The sequence below is a fragment of the uncultured Limnohabitans sp. genome (assembly GCF_937889215.1).
Lineage (GTDB): Bacteria > Pseudomonadota > Gammaproteobacteria > Burkholderiales > Burkholderiaceae_C > Limnohabitans_A.
On sequence record NZ_CALBEX010000537.1, the window covers coordinates 1 to 14,882 of the forward strand.

The window sequence follows — 14,882 nt, forward strand, 5'->3', positions numbered from 1 at the left end:
TCCACCACGAACGACCGCATCGCTGCAATCGAGACAAGCGGAGTGGGCCTCGCGGTCATAAGTTCATGCCTCATACCAACTCAAGATGATCTGTGTTCATTCTGGGCTTTGTGACGCAAGAAAAAACCATTCAAAAACAATGATTTAGGCGCCTCGGCTAGAGTGTTTGTCGGCTCACCAAGCAAAATTTTTACAAACTTTATTTTTTATTTTTCTAGGCGGAAGGCGTATGAGGGGTTTTTTACAAATCGTCAAAATTTGGTGACAGAGCGGGATTTTTTACAAACTTTATTTTTACTATCACGGTGGCCTCAGGCCCCGCAGCACTTTTTGTATTTTTTCCCGCTGCCGCAGCTGCAAGCATCGTTGCGCCCGGGCGTGGCTTCCTTGATGACTTGGGCCACACGCGGGCCGATGTTGCGCCAGATCTCACGCAGGTCATACACCGCCCACAGCGCCTCGCCATAGGCGTTCAGGCGTTCTTCGCTCACACTGGGTGGGCCGTCTTCTGACAAGGCAGACAAGGTGGGCACTGCATTGTCGTCTTCGGTCAGCGCCACAACAGCTTCGAGCGACAGGTCGTACCACTTGGCCGCTTCTTTGTCCTTGGGCGTGGCCCACTCCTCGGGCCAGTTTTCCACCGCGAACATGAAGCCCAAGGCCCACACCTGCGCAAAAGACGGAATCTCGCTGTCTTCGATCTCTTCACGCTCTTCGGGTGGCAGCGACGCAATCGCACCGCGCACATCCATCACTTCGGGTGCGTAAGCTTTGTCGTCGTCCAGCGCTTCCACGGGGGTGTCGAGCGCAAGCTTGATTTCATCAAGGCGGCGCTGCCACAAAGCCATGAACTGCTGGCGCTGGGCGTCGTCGGCAAAGCTGCCGCCTTCGTCCTCATCCGGATCAATGCCGAGCAGCATCGGCAGCCACTCGCTGTCGGGAATGGCGCGGCGGCAGCATACCAACGCCGCCATAAAGCCCTCGCAAAACTCCCACTGCGGCGTCTCTTCAAAACGCTCGCGCAGGTCGTCCAGGATGTTGTCCAGGGTGTCAAAGTCTTCGGCTTCCAAGCCAGCGGTCGTGTTCATGGGGTGTTCCTGTTGCAATGCATGGATTGTAGAAGGGGCCGTTGGCCCGACATGCCTGCGCAGGACTGGACACGCGATACCTGTTGCAATGTTGGAGCGAGCCCCTGCTCGCGAATGCATCTCTTGGCCGCAAAGCGCATTCCACTGCAGGGGGGGCCTCCCACAAGATGCCCAGCGACGGTTTCAGAGCGTGGTCGGGTTCAGAGCCACACCGCAGCGTTCCAGGCGCTTTTTCATGCACAGCACTTGCGCGTCTTTGCTGTGCAGGTCGGCTGTGTGAGCCACGGCCAGGTCGATGAACTTTTGGTCGTCGGCGTCTTTGCAGGCGTAGGGGGCTTTGGGCGCGTCGGGCAACAGTTGGGCCCAGCGGTCAAAGTGGCCGAGCACGGCGCTGGCGGGCAGTTGGCGGTGCGTCAAGCGTTTGGCGATTTGCGGGTAGGCCAGCACGCGGGCCAATTCTTCGCGCATGGCGGCGGTGGCCAGCCACTGCGTACGGCCGCTCTCTAAGCTGGTGCGCAGTGCTTTGGCCTTGGGCTCGTCAAACACCCACAGGTCGAGCACGATGTTGGTGTCCAGAACGCGGCGGACCGGAGCTTGAACAAAATCTGCGTCTGGACCTTCATTCAGGGCCACGATCGTATCAAGGCGCACCTCAACTCCGACCTCCAAGCTCATGGTGCAGACGTTCCCGATGTGTCGGTGCTGGGCGTGCCCGTTGGGCTGTTGGTGCCGTCGCCCGCCACGCGCTTCAAGCTGCCTTTGACCATGTCAAAGCGGAACAGGCGGCATTCGATGGGGCCGTTCCACATGGGCACGCGGCGCGATTCTTTCAGGCGCATTTTGCTGGGCAGCTTCAGGTCGGGCGTGAGCATCCAGGCGTTCCAGCCGCTGTAGTTTTTCTTCCAATGGCTGGCCAGTTGAGCAAAGAAGTCGACGCTGTCGTCGCCGTCTTGGGTTTGGGCGGTTTCGCGGTGGTGGCTTTGGTCGGCGGCTCGGGAGCTGGCGCGAGCATCCGAAAGAGCCCCCGGCTGGAAGTTGTCGCGCCCGCGCCCGGCCACACCCGCTGCAGCAATCCGCTCGCCATAAGGCGGGTTGAGCAGCATCACGCCGGGTGTTTCGCTGGGCGGCATGCGCTGCAGCGCGTCGCCGCCCCGGAATTCGATCACGCCCGACACGCCTGCGCGCTCGGCGTTGCGCTCCGAAAAGTCCACCATTCGAAACGCCACATCGCTGCCAAAAACCGGCGCGGTGGGTTCGTGTTCCAGGTCACGGGCTTCTTCGATCAGGCCTTGCCAGACGTGGTTCTGGAAGGGCAACAATTTCTCAAAACCAAAGCGGCGCTGCAAACCAGGCGCGATGCCGCAGGCGATTTGCGCCGCTTCGATCGGGATGGTGCCGCTGCCGCAGCAGGGGTCGTAAAGGGGCACGGTGGCGTCCCAGCCACTGGCCGCGATCATGGCGGCGGCCAGGGTTTCCTTCAAGGGCGCGTCGCCCTTGTCGGTGCGCCAGCCGCGCTTGAACAGCGGCTCGCCCGAGGTGTCGATGTAGAGCGTGGCTGTTTCGGGCGTCAGGTGCGCGTAGATGCGCACGTCGGGCCAGCTGGTGTCGACGCTGGGGCGCTCACCGCGTTTGGCGCGAAAACGGTCGGCCACCGCATCCTTGATCTTGAGCGCCGCAAAGTTCAGGCTGGTCAGCGGGCTGTGCTGCGCTGTGATGTCGATCTTGAAGGTCTGCTTGGGTGTGAACCAGATTTCCCAGGCCACTTCGCTGGCCGCGTTGTACAGGTCGTTTTCGTTGCGGTAATCGGTGACCGACAGCTGCACCAGCACGCGCTGCGTCAGGCGGCTGTGCAGGTTGATGCGCATCGCATCACGCCAAGAGGCGCGGGCCATCACGCCGCCGCGCCCGGTCATCAGGTCGTGGCCCGTCAGGCCGGTGATGGCGTGGACCTCGTCGGCCAAAAAGCCCTCAACGCCAGCGGCGCAGGGCATGAACAGGTTCAATGAATTCACTCAAATACTCTCAAAGGGTTTTGCGCAGGTTCGCAGGCGCGATCTTCAGGGCTTCGCGGTACTTGGCCACCGTGCGGCGGGCGCAGTCGATGCCTTGCTCTTTCAGCATTTCGGAAATCTGGTTGTCCGACAGGGGTTTGGCGGGTTTTTCAGCGGCCACGAATTGCTTGATGAGCGCCCGCACAGCGGTGCTGGACGCGGCGCTGCCGCTGTCGGTGCCCAGGCCCGAGCCAAAGAAATACTTCAGCTCAAAAGTGCCTTGCGGCGTGGACATGTATTTGGCCGTGGTGACGCGGCTGATGGTCGACTCGTGCATGCCCAGCTCGTCGGCGATTTCGCGCAGCACCAGTGGGCGCATGGCCAGCGCGCCGTGCGTGAAAAAGTTTTTCTGCCGCTCCACGATGGCGGTGGACACGCGCAAGATGGTGTCAAAGCGCTGCTGGATGTTCTTGATGAACCAGCGCGCTTCTTGCAAGCGCTGCTGCAAGCCTGCATGGTTATCGCCCTTGCCGCCGCGCAGGGCGTTGGCATAGATGTCGTGCACGCGCAGCTTGGGCATCACGTCGGGGTTGAGCTGGATGCGGAATTTGGGCGTGGCCGTCTTGCTGGTGTTGATGACCAGCACGTCGGGGATGATGATGTTTTGCTCGGCCTGCACAAAGGGGCGGCCGGGCTTGGGTTCGAGCCTGGCGATGAAGGGAATGGCGGCTTTGACCACGGCTTCGCTCAAGCCGCAGGCCACCGCCAAACGCTTGTAGTCGCGCTTGGCCAGCATCTCCAGTGGCTGGGCGCAGATGGCCAGCGCCGCTTGGGCCACTTCATCTTGAGGGGCGTCCTGCAGCCAGGCCTTGATCTGGATGCGCAGGCACTCGGCCAAGTCGCGTGCGCCTACGCCCACGGGCTCGAGCGATTGCAGCAAGCCCAGCGCCACCGTGAAGCGGTGCACCAACTCGTCAATCTGCTCGTAGTCGTCGCTGCCTGCCAGGCTGGCGGCCAGCTCGGGCAGGGTGTCGGTCAGGTAGCCGTCGTCGTTGAGCGACTCGATCAGAAAGCGCAGCGCGGCGCGGTCCACCTCGGACAAGCGCAGCGACAGCGCCTGGCGGTGCAAAAAGTCGGTCAGCGAGCCGCTGCTGCGGGCCAAGTCGATGGCGTCGGCGGTTTCTTCGCCGTTGTTTTGGCGTGGGGTGGCGTCGCCGCCCCATTCGCTGTCGTCGGGGCGCATGTCCACGCTGCCGTCGCCGTCCCAGCTTTCGGCCACGTCGGTCACGGCTTCGTCACGGGTTTCGCTGGCGCTGTCGTCGCTGCTGCTGGCCGTGCTGGCGCTTTCGCTGACCCGGTCGCCCAAACTGACATGGGTGTCGGCTTGGTCCAAGCCAAAGGCTTCGGCTGGCGCATCTTCTTCGGCGCGTTCCAGAAACGGGTTCTCGTCCAGCATCTGGTCGACTTCTTGCGACAGCTCTAGCGTGGACAACTGCAGTAGGCGAATCGATTGTTGCAACTGGGGCGTGAGCGCCAGGTGCTGGGACATGCGAAGCGACAGGCCGGGTCTCATGCCTGCACTTTCATGACGAGGACGTGCGCTTTGGTCATCACATCCGGAAGTGTTCGCCCAGGTACACCCGGCGCACATCGGCGTTGGCCACGATCTCGTCGGGTGTGCCCTCGGCCAGCACGCGGCCTTCGCTGATGATGTAGGCGTGGTCGCAAATGCCCAGTGTCTCGCGCACGTTGTGGTCGGTGATGAGCACGCCAATGCCGCGTTGCTTGAGGAAGGCGATGATGTGCTGGATCTCGATCACGGCGATCGGGTCGATGCCGGCAAAAGGCTCGTCCAGCAAAATGAAGCGCGGGTCGGTGGCCAAGGCGCGGGCAATCTCCACGCGGCGGCGCTCACCGCCCGACAGCGCCACCGAGGGCGAGTCGCGCAGATGGTCTACGCGCAAATCGCCCAGCAGTTCGCTCAGGCGTTTTTCCACTTCGGCACTGCCCAAGGCCCGGCCTTGTGCGTCGGTCTGCAGTTCCAAAATGGCGCGCACGTTGTCGGCCACCGAGAGCTTGCGGAAGATGGACGCTTCTTGCGGCAGATACGACAAGCCCATGCGCGAGCGCTTGTGGATGGGCATGCGGGTGACGTCTTCGCCGTCGATCAGGATCTGCCCGCCATCGGCCCGCACCAAGCCCACGATCATGTAAAACGAGGTGGTTTTGCCCGCGCCGTTGGGGCCGAGCAAGCCCACCACTTCGCCCTTGCCCACCTGCACCGACACGTCGTGCACCACCTTGCGGCTGCCGTAGGCTTTTTTGAGGTGGCGCGCTTGGAGGCGGCTGTCGGGGGCAGCGGCGGTGCTCATGGTTTCGAGGTGGGCGACAGGTCGGGGCTGGTGCGCAAGGCGGGGGCAGTTGGCGTATTGGCTTCCGGCGCTGACGCCGCGTTGCGGGGCGTCAGAATGGCGCGCACGCGTTGGCCTGCTCCGTTGGCGGCCTGGCCGTCCACGGTCATGACTTCGCTGGTGTTGTTGAACACGATGGTGTGGCCGTTGAGCTGGTCGGCCACTTGGTTGCCGCGCAAGATGCGCACCTCGGCGCGCTGACTCAGGGTGATGATGTCGGCTTGGTTGTCATAAGTGACCTGTTCGGCCTCACCCTCGGTGAACTCGTTCACGCCCTCGCGTTTTTGCCTGAAAAATACCCGTTCGTTGGGGGCCGCCCACAACCGGGCCACTTGACGGCCTTTGGCGTCTTGCTGTACTTCCATGCGGGCGGCGCGCAAAACCAGTGTGCCCTTGGTCGCCAGCACCTTGCCAGTGAACTGGGTCAGCTGACGCGCTTCGTCGTGGCGCATGCTGTCGGCTTCGATTTGCATGGGCTGGTCGCGGTCGGCTTTTTCAGCCTGGCTGGGCAGGGCCAGCAAGCTGGCGCACAGGGCCAACAGGCTCCAAAAGCTCAAGCGAAGTGAGGAAGGTGTTTTGAGGGGCATGAATCTTGCAGTGAATCCAGTCCATTGTAGGTGCAAGCGCCCCGTCTCGCGCCCGCAGCCGGGCAAAAAATCAAAGAGCGGGCACAAAAAAGCCCGCGCGTGTCAGCGGCGGGCTTTGGCTGTGTTTTTCGCAGCGGGCTTCCGGGCGCGATGCCTGGGGTTCAGCGACCCTGGCGGCTCTGGGCGATCAGCGCGTCAGCCACTTGCAGGGTACGCGGCATGCTGCCCGCCAAGGTGCCGTCGATGTAGTAGCGGCCCGCCACGCCCAGCGAGGGAACGCCTTCAATCTTGAAGTCGTTTTGCAGCTGCACGGCACGCTTAGCCTTGGTGGCCACGCCAAAGGACTTGTAGGTCTGCTCGAACTTGGCTTTGTCAATGCCTTGCTTTTCAGCCCAAGCCAGCACAGCGGCATCGGTGTTGAGCATCTGTTTTTCGCCATGGATGGCGGTGAACACGCGGATGTGCATCTTTTCGACCAGGTTCATGGCTTCGAGCGTGTAGTACAGGCGCTGCTGGGGCACGAAGTCGTCCCGAAAAGCCACGGGCACGCGGCGCACCACCACGTCTTTGGCAGCTTTTTGGGCCCACTGCTCGAACGCGGGTTCAAAAATATTGCAGTTGGGGCAGCTGTACCAAAAGAACTCCAGCACCTCGATCTTGTTGTTGCCCGCTTCGGTGGCCACAGGGCGGTCCAGGGTGATGTAGTCCTTGCCCGAGCGGAAGGCTTGTTGCGCCCAAGCGGATGCGGTGCCCAGCAAGGTGGTCGCAGCCAGCATGGCGGTGGAGAAAAGGCGTCGTTTCATGAGAACTCCTGAGTGAAGCGCGCCTCGTGGGGCGCAAGGTGGGTGGTTCAGCGTTGGACGCGAACCAGCGTGTTGTCGATGCCGTTGCTTTCGAGCTGGGAGCGGATGCGTTCGGCAGCGCCCTTGTCACTGAAAGGCCCCAAGCGTACGCGGTAAACCACGCGCCCGGCTTGATCGCGTTCAGAAACCTTGGCGTCCAGCCCCAATAGCGCGAGCTTGGCTTTTTGGGCGTCGGCGTCGGCGCTGGTGCGGTAGGCGCCCGCTTGCACCACGTAGTCAAACGGGTCGCTGGCATCGGCGGGGGCTGCAGGTGTGTTCAGTCCCGATTTGGCTTTGGCTAAATCGCCCAGTGGGTCTGCTGTCACGGCGGGTCGGGGAGGCGCAGGGGATTTGTCGGTGGATTTGTCTGCAGCCTGGGGCGTTGCGGCCGCTGCACTGGCATCCGGTGGTGCGGGTGGCTCGGCTGGGGCCTTGGGTTGCAAGACGCTGTTGGGGTTCCAGTCCTTGTTCTTTTCGGTTTCCTGCACGTCTTGCGCACTCGTGCGGGGCTGGTTCTTGTTGGAAAACGGCGTGGGCACCTTGGTCACGTAAATGGCCACGGCCAAAGCCACACCCAAGCCCAGCACCAGGCCGATGATGAAGCCCAAAAAAGTACCGCCGCCTTGTTTTTTCAACGTCATGCCTTGTCCATTCACATTTTTTGCGGGGCCGATACGCCCAGCACTTTGAGACCGTTACGCAGCACCTGTGCGGTGGCGGCCACCAGCGCCAGACGCGCTTGTTTGACCGCTGCGTCGTCCACCAAAATGCGCTCGGCGTCGTAGTAGCTGTGGTACTGCGAAGCCAGGTCGCGCAGGTAAAAGGTCACGTCGTGCGGCGCAAAGTCTGTGGCGGCCGACGTCAGCATCTCGGGGTATTTGGCCAGAGCCAGCATCAGCGCGTGGGCCTGCGGGCTTTGCAGCGGCGACAAGTCGACGTGGGCCAGAGAGTCGGCGTTACCACCGTCTTTGTCTTTCCAAGCCGCCAGCACCGAGCAGATGCGGGCGTGGGCGTATTGCACGTAGTACACCGGGTTGTCGTTGTTTCGCGCCAGCGCCAGGTCAATGTCGAAGATGTATTCGGTGTCGGGCTTGCGCGAGAGCAGGAAGAAACGCACAGCGTCTTTGCTGGTCCACTCGATCAGGTCGCGCAAGGTCACGTAGCTGCCCGCTCGTTTGGAGATTTTGACCTCTTCGCCGCCGCGCATCACGCGCACCATGGTGTGCAGCACGTAGTCGGGGTAGCCCTCGGGAACGCCGACATTGGCCGCTTGCAGTCCTGCGCGCACGCGGGCAATGGTGCCGTGGTGGTCGGTGCCCTGGATGTTGACCACGCGGGTGAAGCCGCGTTCCCACTTGGCGATGTGGTAGGCCACATCGGGCACAAAGTAGGTGTAAGTGCCGTCGCCCTTGCGCATGACGCGGTCTTTGTCGTCGCCGTAATCGGTGGATTTGAGCCACAGCGCGCCGTCTTGTTCGTAGGTCTTGCCCGCTTCGCGCAGCTTTTGCACAGCAGCATCGACTTTGCCGCTGGTGTAAAGGCTGGACTCGAGGTAATAGTTGTCGAACTTGACGTCGAAGGCCTTCAAGTCGAGGTCCTGCTCGTGGCGCAAATAGGCCACGGCAAACTGGCGCATGCCGTCCAGGTCGTTCACGTCACCGCTGGCGGTGAACTCGCGGTCGTCAGACTTGACGGTTTTCTTCGCCAAAAAGTCATTGGCGATGTCCTGGATGTAGTCGCCGTTGTAAAACGCCTTGCTTTCGGGGTTCTCGGGGTCGGTGGGCCAAGAGGCATCACCGGGTTTGATGCCTTGCGCCCGCATGTGGGTGCTCTTGGCAAGCGTGCCAATCTGCACACCGGCATCGTTGTAATAAAACTCGCGGTAGACCTGCTGGCCTTGTGTGGCCAGCAAGTTGCAAATCGCGTCACCCAGGGCGGCTTGGCGACCGTGTCCCACATGCAACGGGCCGGTGGGGTTGGCCGAAACGAACTCGACCAGCACTTTGTTGCTTTGGGCGGCTTGATCGCCAAAACATTCGGCCGCTTGCAGCACTTCGTGCACCACGGCTTGCTTGGCGGCGTCTTTGAGGCGGATGTTCAGAAAGCCGGGTCCGGCGATCTCGACCGCGTCGACCCAGCGCTCGAAAGCGGGCGTCAGCAGCAAGGCATTGCGCAGAATCTCGGACAACTGCCGGGGATTTTGTTTGAGGGCTTTGGCCAGCTGCATGGCAGCAGTGCAGGCCAAGTCGCCGTGGGCGGCCACTTTGGGTGATTCGAAAGCCGCACGCGCTCCGGCACCGGGTTGGAGTTTTTCAAGCTCTGCGGCCAAAGCCGTGAGCAATTGTTGTTTGGCAAAAAGCATAGAGGTCGATTTTACGGGCCTGTGGCCGCAGGCCTGTATTTGGCCTCGGGGCAGGTGTGTTTTTGTGTGTGTTCTTTACAGTTCGTCACAACTTGGGTCAGCCAGACCCCATTGCCGTGCGTTAAATGGCAGCGCTGCACAGCCGTGCAGGGTTTGGAGTCTGCGGACTGTTTTTTGGAGTTATTTATGCGTCATTTCATTTCAACTGCTGTTTTGGCTTGTGCCTTAGTTTTGGGTGTGGCCTGGGCCGCTGAGCCGGCCAAGCCGGCGGTCCCTGCCGTGCCCGCTGCGGCTGCGACGGCTCCCGCTGCCGACAAAACCCCGCAGCAAAACAAGATGGCTGTTTGCAACAAGTCGGCCGAAGGCAAAAAAGGCGATGAGCGCAAAGCCTTCATGAAAGACTGCCTCAGCAGCAACAAGCAGGAAAAGCAGCAAAACAAGATGAAGACTTGCAACACCCAAGCCTCCGGCAAAAAAGGCGACGAGCGCAAGGCCTTCATGTCCGAATGCCTGAAAAAGTAATTTTTGAGGTCTGATTCCACCCGGGCTTGCCCGGGTTTTTTGTGCCTGTTGCGGACGCAGCTCCGCCCGTGGGCTGCGATCAAGCCTGGTTGGTTTGCCAGTAGCCGGCTTGGCTGTAGTGGTGTTTGAGGTAATCGATCCACAGCCGCACACGAAGCGGCAAGTGCTTGCGCTGCGGAAACACCACATATATGCCATTGGGTGGCGCGGCAAAGTCTTCCAGCACAGCCACCAATTGGCCCGAGCGGATTTCCCCCTCCACTTCCCAGGTGCTGCGCCAAGCGATGCCAAAACCGGCCAGGCACCAGTCGTGCAGCACTTGCCCATCCGAGCAGTCGAGTGGCCCGCCGGGGCGCAGGTGCATCACCTCTTGGCCGCCATCGGCGGGGGTGCGAAATGCCCAACCCCGGGTTTGCGAGGCGTCGCTCGACAAGGTCAAGCAGTCGTGCTGCAGCAAGTCTGAGGGCTGCAAAGGCGTGCCACGCCGCGCCAGATAGGCCGGGGTGGCCACGCACAGGCGGCGGTTGTCGGCCATGCGCACGCTCACCAGCGAGCTGTCGGGCAGGTCGCCCACACGCACGGCGCAGTCAAAACCTTCGGCAGCCAAGTCCACCACCCGGTCGCTCAGGTTCAGCGATATGGACACGTCGGGGTGCAGCTCGCGAAAGCGTGGCACCAAGGGGGCGACATGTCTGCGCCCAAAACCGGCCGGGGCCGTGATGCGCAAATGTCCGCTGGCCTTGACGCCGCCGGCCGACACGCTGGCTTCGGCGTTGGCCACATCGGCCAGCAGGCGCTGGCAGTCCTCCAAAAAAGCGCTGCCTTCGTGCGTCAGGGTGATGCGCCGCGTGGTGCGCACCAGCAGCTTCACGCCCAGGCTTTCTTCCAGCGCATCCAGCCTTCGGCCAATGATGGCGGGGGCCACGCCCTCGGCTCGGGCGGCTGCGGTCAGGCTGCCTTTGGTGGCAACCGCGACAAAGGTTTCGAAGGCTTTGAGCTTGTCCATGTGATCCGATTATGCGGGTTCAAGGTTGCAATGCCGCCATCAAGATGGGTGATTGACGCGTGCAGGCCGTGTTCAAAGTGCGTGCCAGCCCTTGGGCAAACCTGCTTCGGGGAGCATGCCGTAAAGCGGCTCGCCGGGCAGTCCGGCTTTGAGCGGCTCGCGTGCGGCCATGAGCGTGCCCAGGTCAATGCCGGTGTCCAAGCCCATGGCCTCAAACATGAAGACCAGGTCTTCGGTCACCACATTGCCCGAAGCCCCCGGCGCATAAGGGCAGCCGCCCAAACCGCCGAGCGAGCTGTCGAAGGTGCGTACGCCCGCTTGGTAGGCGGCCAAGCAGTTGGCCAGGCCCAGGCCACGGGTGTTGTGCATGTGGGCCGCGCCCGTCAATGCACCAATTTCGCTGAACATCGCCTTGAACAAGCGCGAGACCTGCGCCGGATTGCCCATGCCGGTGGTGTCCGACAGGCCAATTTCGTCCACACCCGCTTGCGCCAGTTGCACCGCCAGGCGCAGCACTTCGCCCTCGGGCACCACCCCTTGCAAGGTGCAGCCAAAGGCGGTGGACATGCCCACTTCAACCGGTACGCCCGGCGCAATCTCGTCGCGCAGGCGCAAGACCGCTTTGACTTCCTCGACCATGGCTTCGGGCGTTTTGCGCACATTGGCCATCGAGTGGGCGGGGCTGGCCGACACGGGCAGGGTGAGCTTTTGTGCGCCGGCTTGCAGCGCGGCCTGCGCGCCGTGCACATTGGGCACCAGCGCCATCACCCGCACGCCGCTGTGGCGCAGCGCGTGTTGCACCACCTGCGCTGCATCGGCCATTTGCGGCAGCAACCGGGCCGGCACAAACGAGGCGACTTCAATCTCGCGCAAGCCCGCCGCCGCCAGCGCGTCGATCCAGCGCAGCTTGTCGGCGGTGGGCATGGTGGCCTTGACCGACTGCAGGCCATCGCGCGGGCCGACTTCGCTGATCAGAATTTCTGGGCTGGGGAGAAGTGTCATGCCTGAATTATTGACCCGGCACGCAGAGGTTTGAAAGTTAGGCAGCTTTACCTCGTCGGTGGCTTTAGCCCCGACATTGCGGGCTTCGGCGTAGGCTGCATGTCGGGGCTAAAGCCACCGACCTACACCTTCTTTGAACATTGAAGCCTTCTCAGGGTCGCATCAATCAACCGCACTGTGCAACTGGGCCAGGCCATGCCCAGCGCGCTTGCATTTGTGCTTAAAAGTCATGGGTCTATGAAGATCTGGCGGGTTTATCGGCGTCTAAATTTAGAATAGAGTGTTTGATCCCTTGGGCCCTATGGCAGCTTGCCTGCTTGGAACAGAGGCCCCACCCCATTTTTTTGACTTGACCCCAGAGGTTTTTATGACTGCACGCACCGCGATTCACAACCTGCAAGTGGCCAATCCCTTGCTGAATTTCATCAATGACCAGATGCTGCCAGCCACCGGCGTGGACCAAGACAAGTTCTGGCAAGGCTTCAGCGACATCGTGACCGACCTGGCCCCGAAAAACATCGCCTTGTTGGCCGAGCGTGACCGCATCCAGACCGCCATGGACGCTTGGCACACCGCCCATCCCGGCCCTGTGGCCGAAGGCAAGGCCATGAAAGACTACCGCAAGTTCCTGAGCCAAATTGGCTACCTGGTGCCCGAGCCCCGCAACGCCCAAGCCACCACCGCCAACGTGGACGCCGAGCTGGCCAAGCTGGCTGGCCCGCAGCTGGTGGTGCCAATTTTGAATGCCCGTTACGCCCTGAACGCCGCCAACGCCCGTTGGGGGTCTTTGTACGACGCGCTGTACGGCACCGACGCGATCAGCGAAGCAGACGGCTGTGAAAAAGGCGCGGGCTACAACCCTAAGCGCGGCGCCAAAGTCATCGACTACTGCCGCAACGTGCTCGACCGCACCGCGCCGCTGAAGACAGGCTCGCATGTGGGCAGCAAGGGCTATGCCGTCAAGGCAGGCAAGTTGGCGGTGACCCTGGCCAATGGCAAGAACACAAGCTTGGCGAATGAAAAGCAGTTCGTGGGCTACACCGGCGATGCCAAGGCCCCCGCTTCGGTGCTGTTTGTGCACAACGGCCTGCACTTGGACTTGCAAATCAACCGATCGACAGCGATCGGCAAAACCGACCCGGCTGGCGTGTCCGACCTGATCGCTGAAAGTGCGCTGTCCACCATCCTTGACCTGGAAGACTCGGTGGCCGCTGTGGACGCTGACGACAAAGTGCTGGCCTACGCCAACTGGCTGGGCATCTTGCAAGGCACCTTGAGCGAAGAAGTGCAAAAGGGCGGCAAGACGTTCTCCCGCACCATGAACGGTGACCGCGAATACACCAAACCCGCAGGCAAGGGCACCGTCAAACTGCACGGCCGCTCGCTCATGTTCGTGCGCAATGTGGGTCACCTGATGACTAACCCCGCCATTCTTTACAAAGGCGCGGACGGCAAAAACCATGAGATCCCAGAGGGCATCCTGGACGCGATGATCACCGTGACCTGCGCACTGGTTGACCTGCAAAAGAAAGCCTCGCACCCCCTGCGCAACAGCCGCACCGGCAGCGTCTACATCGTCAAGCCCAAGATGCACGGCCCCGCCGAAGTCGCGTTCGCCGACGAGCTGTTTGGCCGCGTGGAAAAAGTCATCGGCATGAAGCCTTCCACCGTGAAGCTGGGCATCATGGACGAAGAGCGCCGCACCAGCGCCAACCTCAAGGCTTGTATCGCTGCCGCCAAGACCCGCGTGGCCTTCATCAACACCGGTTTCCTTGACCGTACAGGCGACGAGATGCACACCTGCATGCTGGCCGGCCCCGTCATGCGCAAGGGCGACATCAAGAACAGCACCTGGTTGGGTGCGTACGAGAAGAACAACGTCAACGTGGGCTTGGCCTGCGGCTTGCGCGGTCGTGCCCAGATCGGCAAAGGCATGTGGGCCATGCCCGACCTGATGGCCGACATGCTGAAAGCCAAGATCGGCCACCCCATGGCCGGTGCCAACACCGCTTGGGTGCCTAGCCCCACCGCTGCCACGCTGCACGCCATGCACTACCACCAAGTGGACGTGCCTACACTGCAAAAGCAGATGGAAAAAGCTGTCGCCAAGCAAGACCCCAAAGAGCTGCGCGAAACCACCCTCAACGCTTTGTTGCAATTCCCCGTGGTGGCCAAAGACGCCGCCAACTGGTCTGCCGAAGACAAGCAAAAGGAACTCGACAACAACGCCCAAGGCATCTTGGGTTATGTGGTGCGCTGGGTTGACCAAGGCGTGGGCTGCTCCAAAGTGCCCGATATCAACGGTGTGGGCCTGATGGAAGACCGCGCCACGCTGCGCATCAGCAGCCAGCACATGGCCAACTGGATGCAGCACGGCGTCGTGACCGAAAAGCAAGTCAAGCAAACCATGGAGCGCATGGCCGCTGTGGTGGACGCTCAAAACGCGGGTGACGCGGCGTACCAGCCCATGGCCGGTAACTTCGCCAAGTCGGCGGCTTACAAAGCGGCTTGCGATCTGGTCTTCAAAGGCAAGGCGCAGCCCAGCGGCTACACCGAGCCCTTGCTGCACGCTTGGCGTTTGAAAGTCAAAGCGACCTGATTTTGGGCAGGTCTGACGCTTGAAAAAACGGCTCCTTCGGGAGCCGTTTTTTTGACATGTGTCGCCACCGCGCTCCTGCACTTGCCGCTTTGTAGGAGCCTACCCCGTAGGCGATAGGTGTGGCACACGCCCTCAAGCCATCGCCCACGGGGTGAGCACCCACGAAGATACAGGATGTATAAATCCTAGGGGCTTCATCGTTCATGCCTGAAAATAGGGTTTTTCAGGGGGGCGCGATGCGCTGGATAGATCGGATTCCGATGTTGTGGTTGGTGGGCATTGCCATTTATTTGGCGGGGGCCCCGTTTGTGCCTGAACCGCATTTGGTGGAGAAGTGGCGCATGCTCATGCAAGGCAGCCTGAGCAAACCCATCGACATCTTTGATTTCTTGTTGCACACCGTGCCCATGGTAGTCCTGGTCATTCGCTTGTGGCGCGACGAGCAGCGCCGTCGCCAGAACAAAGACTGAGC

14 protein-coding genes are annotated in these 14,882 nt (G+C 61.7%); 3 read left to right on the forward strand and 11 right to left on the reverse strand.

What is annotated here, in order from left to right:
• Nucleotides 1-311: 311 nt before the first annotated feature.
• From Q0341_RS13550 to argS, 9 genes are all read right to left on the reverse strand, one after another.
• The gene (locus Q0341_RS13550; protein WP_299514319.1) at nt 312-1,088 is read right to left on the reverse strand and encodes a UPF0149 family protein; all 777 of its coding nucleotides are present in this window, start codon (nt 1,086-1,088) and stop codon (nt 312-314) included.
• Between the two features lie 183 nt (nt 1,089-1,271).
• Nucleotides 1,272-1,763 (reverse strand): PIN domain-containing protein, encoded by a 492-nt coding sequence (locus tag Q0341_RS13555; RefSeq protein WP_299514322.1) that lies wholly within the window; start codon nt 1,761-1,763, stop codon nt 1,272-1,274.
• Nucleotides 1,760-3,100: a THUMP domain-containing protein gene (locus Q0341_RS13560; protein ID WP_299514325.1), complete on the reverse strand. Its 1,341-nt coding sequence runs from the start codon at nt 3,098-3,100 to the stop codon at nt 1,760-1,762. The genes Q0341_RS13555 and Q0341_RS13560 overlap by 4 nt, the downstream gene beginning before the upstream one ends.
• A gap of 10 nt (nt 3,101-3,110) precedes the next feature.
• Nucleotides 3,111-4,652 carry an RNA polymerase factor sigma-54 gene (locus tag Q0341_RS13565; protein ID WP_299514327.1) on the reverse strand — a complete coding sequence of 514 codons (1,542 nt, stop codon included), beginning with the start codon at nt 4,650-4,652 and terminating at the stop codon, nt 3,111-3,113.
• 37 nt (nt 4,653-4,689) lie between these two features.
• Complete coding sequence (gene lptB / locus Q0341_RS13570) at nt 4,690-5,451, reverse strand: LPS export ABC transporter ATP-binding protein (protein ID WP_299514330.1); 762 nt, start codon at nt 5,449-5,451, stop codon at nt 4,690-4,692.
• Nucleotides 5,448-6,077, reverse strand: a complete 630-nt coding sequence (gene lptA, locus Q0341_RS13575; protein ID WP_299514333.1) for a lipopolysaccharide transport periplasmic protein LptA — start codon at nt 6,075-6,077, stop codon at nt 5,448-5,450. Before lptA ends, lptB begins: the two co-directional genes overlap by 4 nt.
• Before the next feature lie 161 nt (nt 6,078-6,238).
• A complete protein-coding gene (locus tag Q0341_RS13580; protein WP_299514336.1) occupies nt 6,239-6,880 on the reverse strand; it encodes a thiol:disulfide interchange protein DsbA/DsbL in 642 nt (213 codons plus the stop codon).
• 47 nt (nt 6,881-6,927) lie between these two features.
• Nucleotides 6,928-7,560 carry an SPOR domain-containing protein gene (locus tag Q0341_RS13585; protein ID WP_299514338.1) on the reverse strand — a complete coding sequence of 211 codons (633 nt, stop codon included), beginning with the start codon at nt 7,558-7,560 and terminating at the stop codon, nt 6,928-6,930.
• Between the two features lie 11 nt (nt 7,561-7,571).
• Nucleotides 7,572-9,281 carry an arginine--tRNA ligase gene (argS, locus tag Q0341_RS13590; RefSeq protein ID WP_299514340.1) on the reverse strand — a complete coding sequence of 570 codons (1,710 nt, stop codon included), beginning with the start codon at nt 9,279-9,281 and terminating at the stop codon, nt 7,572-7,574.
• Nucleotides 9,282-9,467: 186 nt separating this feature from the next.
• On the opposite strand from argS, the gene Q0341_RS13595 reads away from it, so the two are divergent.
• The gene (locus tag Q0341_RS13595; protein ID WP_299514342.1) at nt 9,468-9,803 is read left to right on the forward strand and encodes a PsiF family protein; all 336 of its coding nucleotides are present in this window, start codon (nt 9,468-9,470) and stop codon (nt 9,801-9,803) included.
• A gap of 79 nt (nt 9,804-9,882) precedes the next feature.
• Here Q0341_RS13595 and Q0341_RS13600 read toward each other — a convergent pair whose 3' ends face one another.
• Both Q0341_RS13600 and Q0341_RS13605 read right to left on the reverse strand, forming a co-directional pair.
• Nucleotides 9,883-10,809 (reverse strand): LysR family transcriptional regulator, encoded by a 927-nt coding sequence (locus tag Q0341_RS13600; RefSeq protein ID WP_299514345.1) that lies wholly within the window; start codon nt 10,807-10,809, stop codon nt 9,883-9,885.
• 72 nt (nt 10,810-10,881) lie between these two features.
• Nucleotides 10,882-11,811, reverse strand: a complete 930-nt coding sequence (locus Q0341_RS13605; RefSeq protein WP_299514347.1) for a hydroxymethylglutaryl-CoA lyase — start codon at nt 11,809-11,811, stop codon at nt 10,882-10,884.
• 367 nt (nt 11,812-12,178) lie between these two features.
• Between Q0341_RS13605 and Q0341_RS13610 the strand changes: the two genes are divergently transcribed.
• Together Q0341_RS13610 and Q0341_RS13615 are read left to right on the forward strand one after the other, a co-directional pair.
• Nucleotides 12,179-14,410, forward strand: a complete 2,232-nt coding sequence (locus tag Q0341_RS13610) for a malate synthase G (protein WP_299514349.1) — start codon at nt 12,179-12,181, stop codon at nt 14,408-14,410.
• A 236-nt stretch (nt 14,411-14,646) separates the two neighbouring features.
• Nucleotides 14,647-14,880, forward strand: coding sequence for a hypothetical protein (locus tag Q0341_RS13615; protein ID WP_299514351.1), 234 nt, complete (start codon nt 14,647-14,649; stop codon nt 14,878-14,880).
• The last annotated feature ends 2 nt before the right edge of the window (nt 14,881-14,882 follow it).

Coding starts and splice junctions, on each gene's coding strand:
- Q0341_RS13550 (WP_299514319.1), bottom strand. CDS start 1,088: ATGAACACGACCGCTGGCTTGGAAGCCGAAGACTTTGACACCCTGGAC.
- Q0341_RS13555 (WP_299514322.1), bottom strand. CDS start 1,763: ATGAGCTTGGAGGTCGGAGTTGAGGTGCGCCTTGATACGATCGTGGCC.
- Q0341_RS13565 (WP_299514327.1), bottom strand. CDS start 4,652: ATGAGACCCGGCCTGTCGCTTCGCATGTCCCAGCACCTGGCGCTCACG.
- lptB (WP_299514330.1), bottom strand. CDS start 5,451: ATGAGCACCGCCGCTGCCCCCGACAGCCGCCTCCAAGCGCGCCACCTC.
- lptA (WP_299514333.1), bottom strand. CDS start 6,077: ATGCCCCTCAAAACACCTTCCTCACTTCGCTTGAGCTTTTGGAGCCTG.
- Q0341_RS13580 (WP_299514336.1), bottom strand. CDS start 6,880: ATGAAACGACGCCTTTTCTCCACCGCCATGCTGGCTGCGACCACCTTG.
- Q0341_RS13585 (WP_299514338.1), bottom strand. CDS start 7,560: ATGACGTTGAAAAAACAAGGCGGCGGTACTTTTTTGGGCTTCATCATC.
- argS (WP_299514340.1), bottom strand. CDS start 9,281: ATGCTTTTTGCCAAACAACAATTGCTCACGGCTTTGGCCGCAGAGCTT.
- Q0341_RS13595 (WP_299514342.1), top strand. CDS start 9,468: ATGCGTCATTTCATTTCAACTGCTGTTTTGGCTTGTGCCTTAGTTTTG.
- Q0341_RS13600 (WP_299514345.1), bottom strand. CDS start 10,809: ATGGACAAGCTCAAAGCCTTCGAAACCTTTGTCGCGGTTGCCACCAAA.
- Q0341_RS13605 (WP_299514347.1), bottom strand. CDS start 11,811: ATGACACTTCTCCCCAGCCCAGAAATTCTGATCAGCGAAGTCGGCCCG.
- Q0341_RS13610 (WP_299514349.1), top strand. CDS start 12,179: ATGACTGCACGCACCGCGATTCACAACCTGCAAGTGGCCAATCCCTTG.
- Q0341_RS13615 (WP_299514351.1), top strand. CDS start 14,647: ATGCGCTGGATAGATCGGATTCCGATGTTGTGGTTGGTGGGCATTGCC.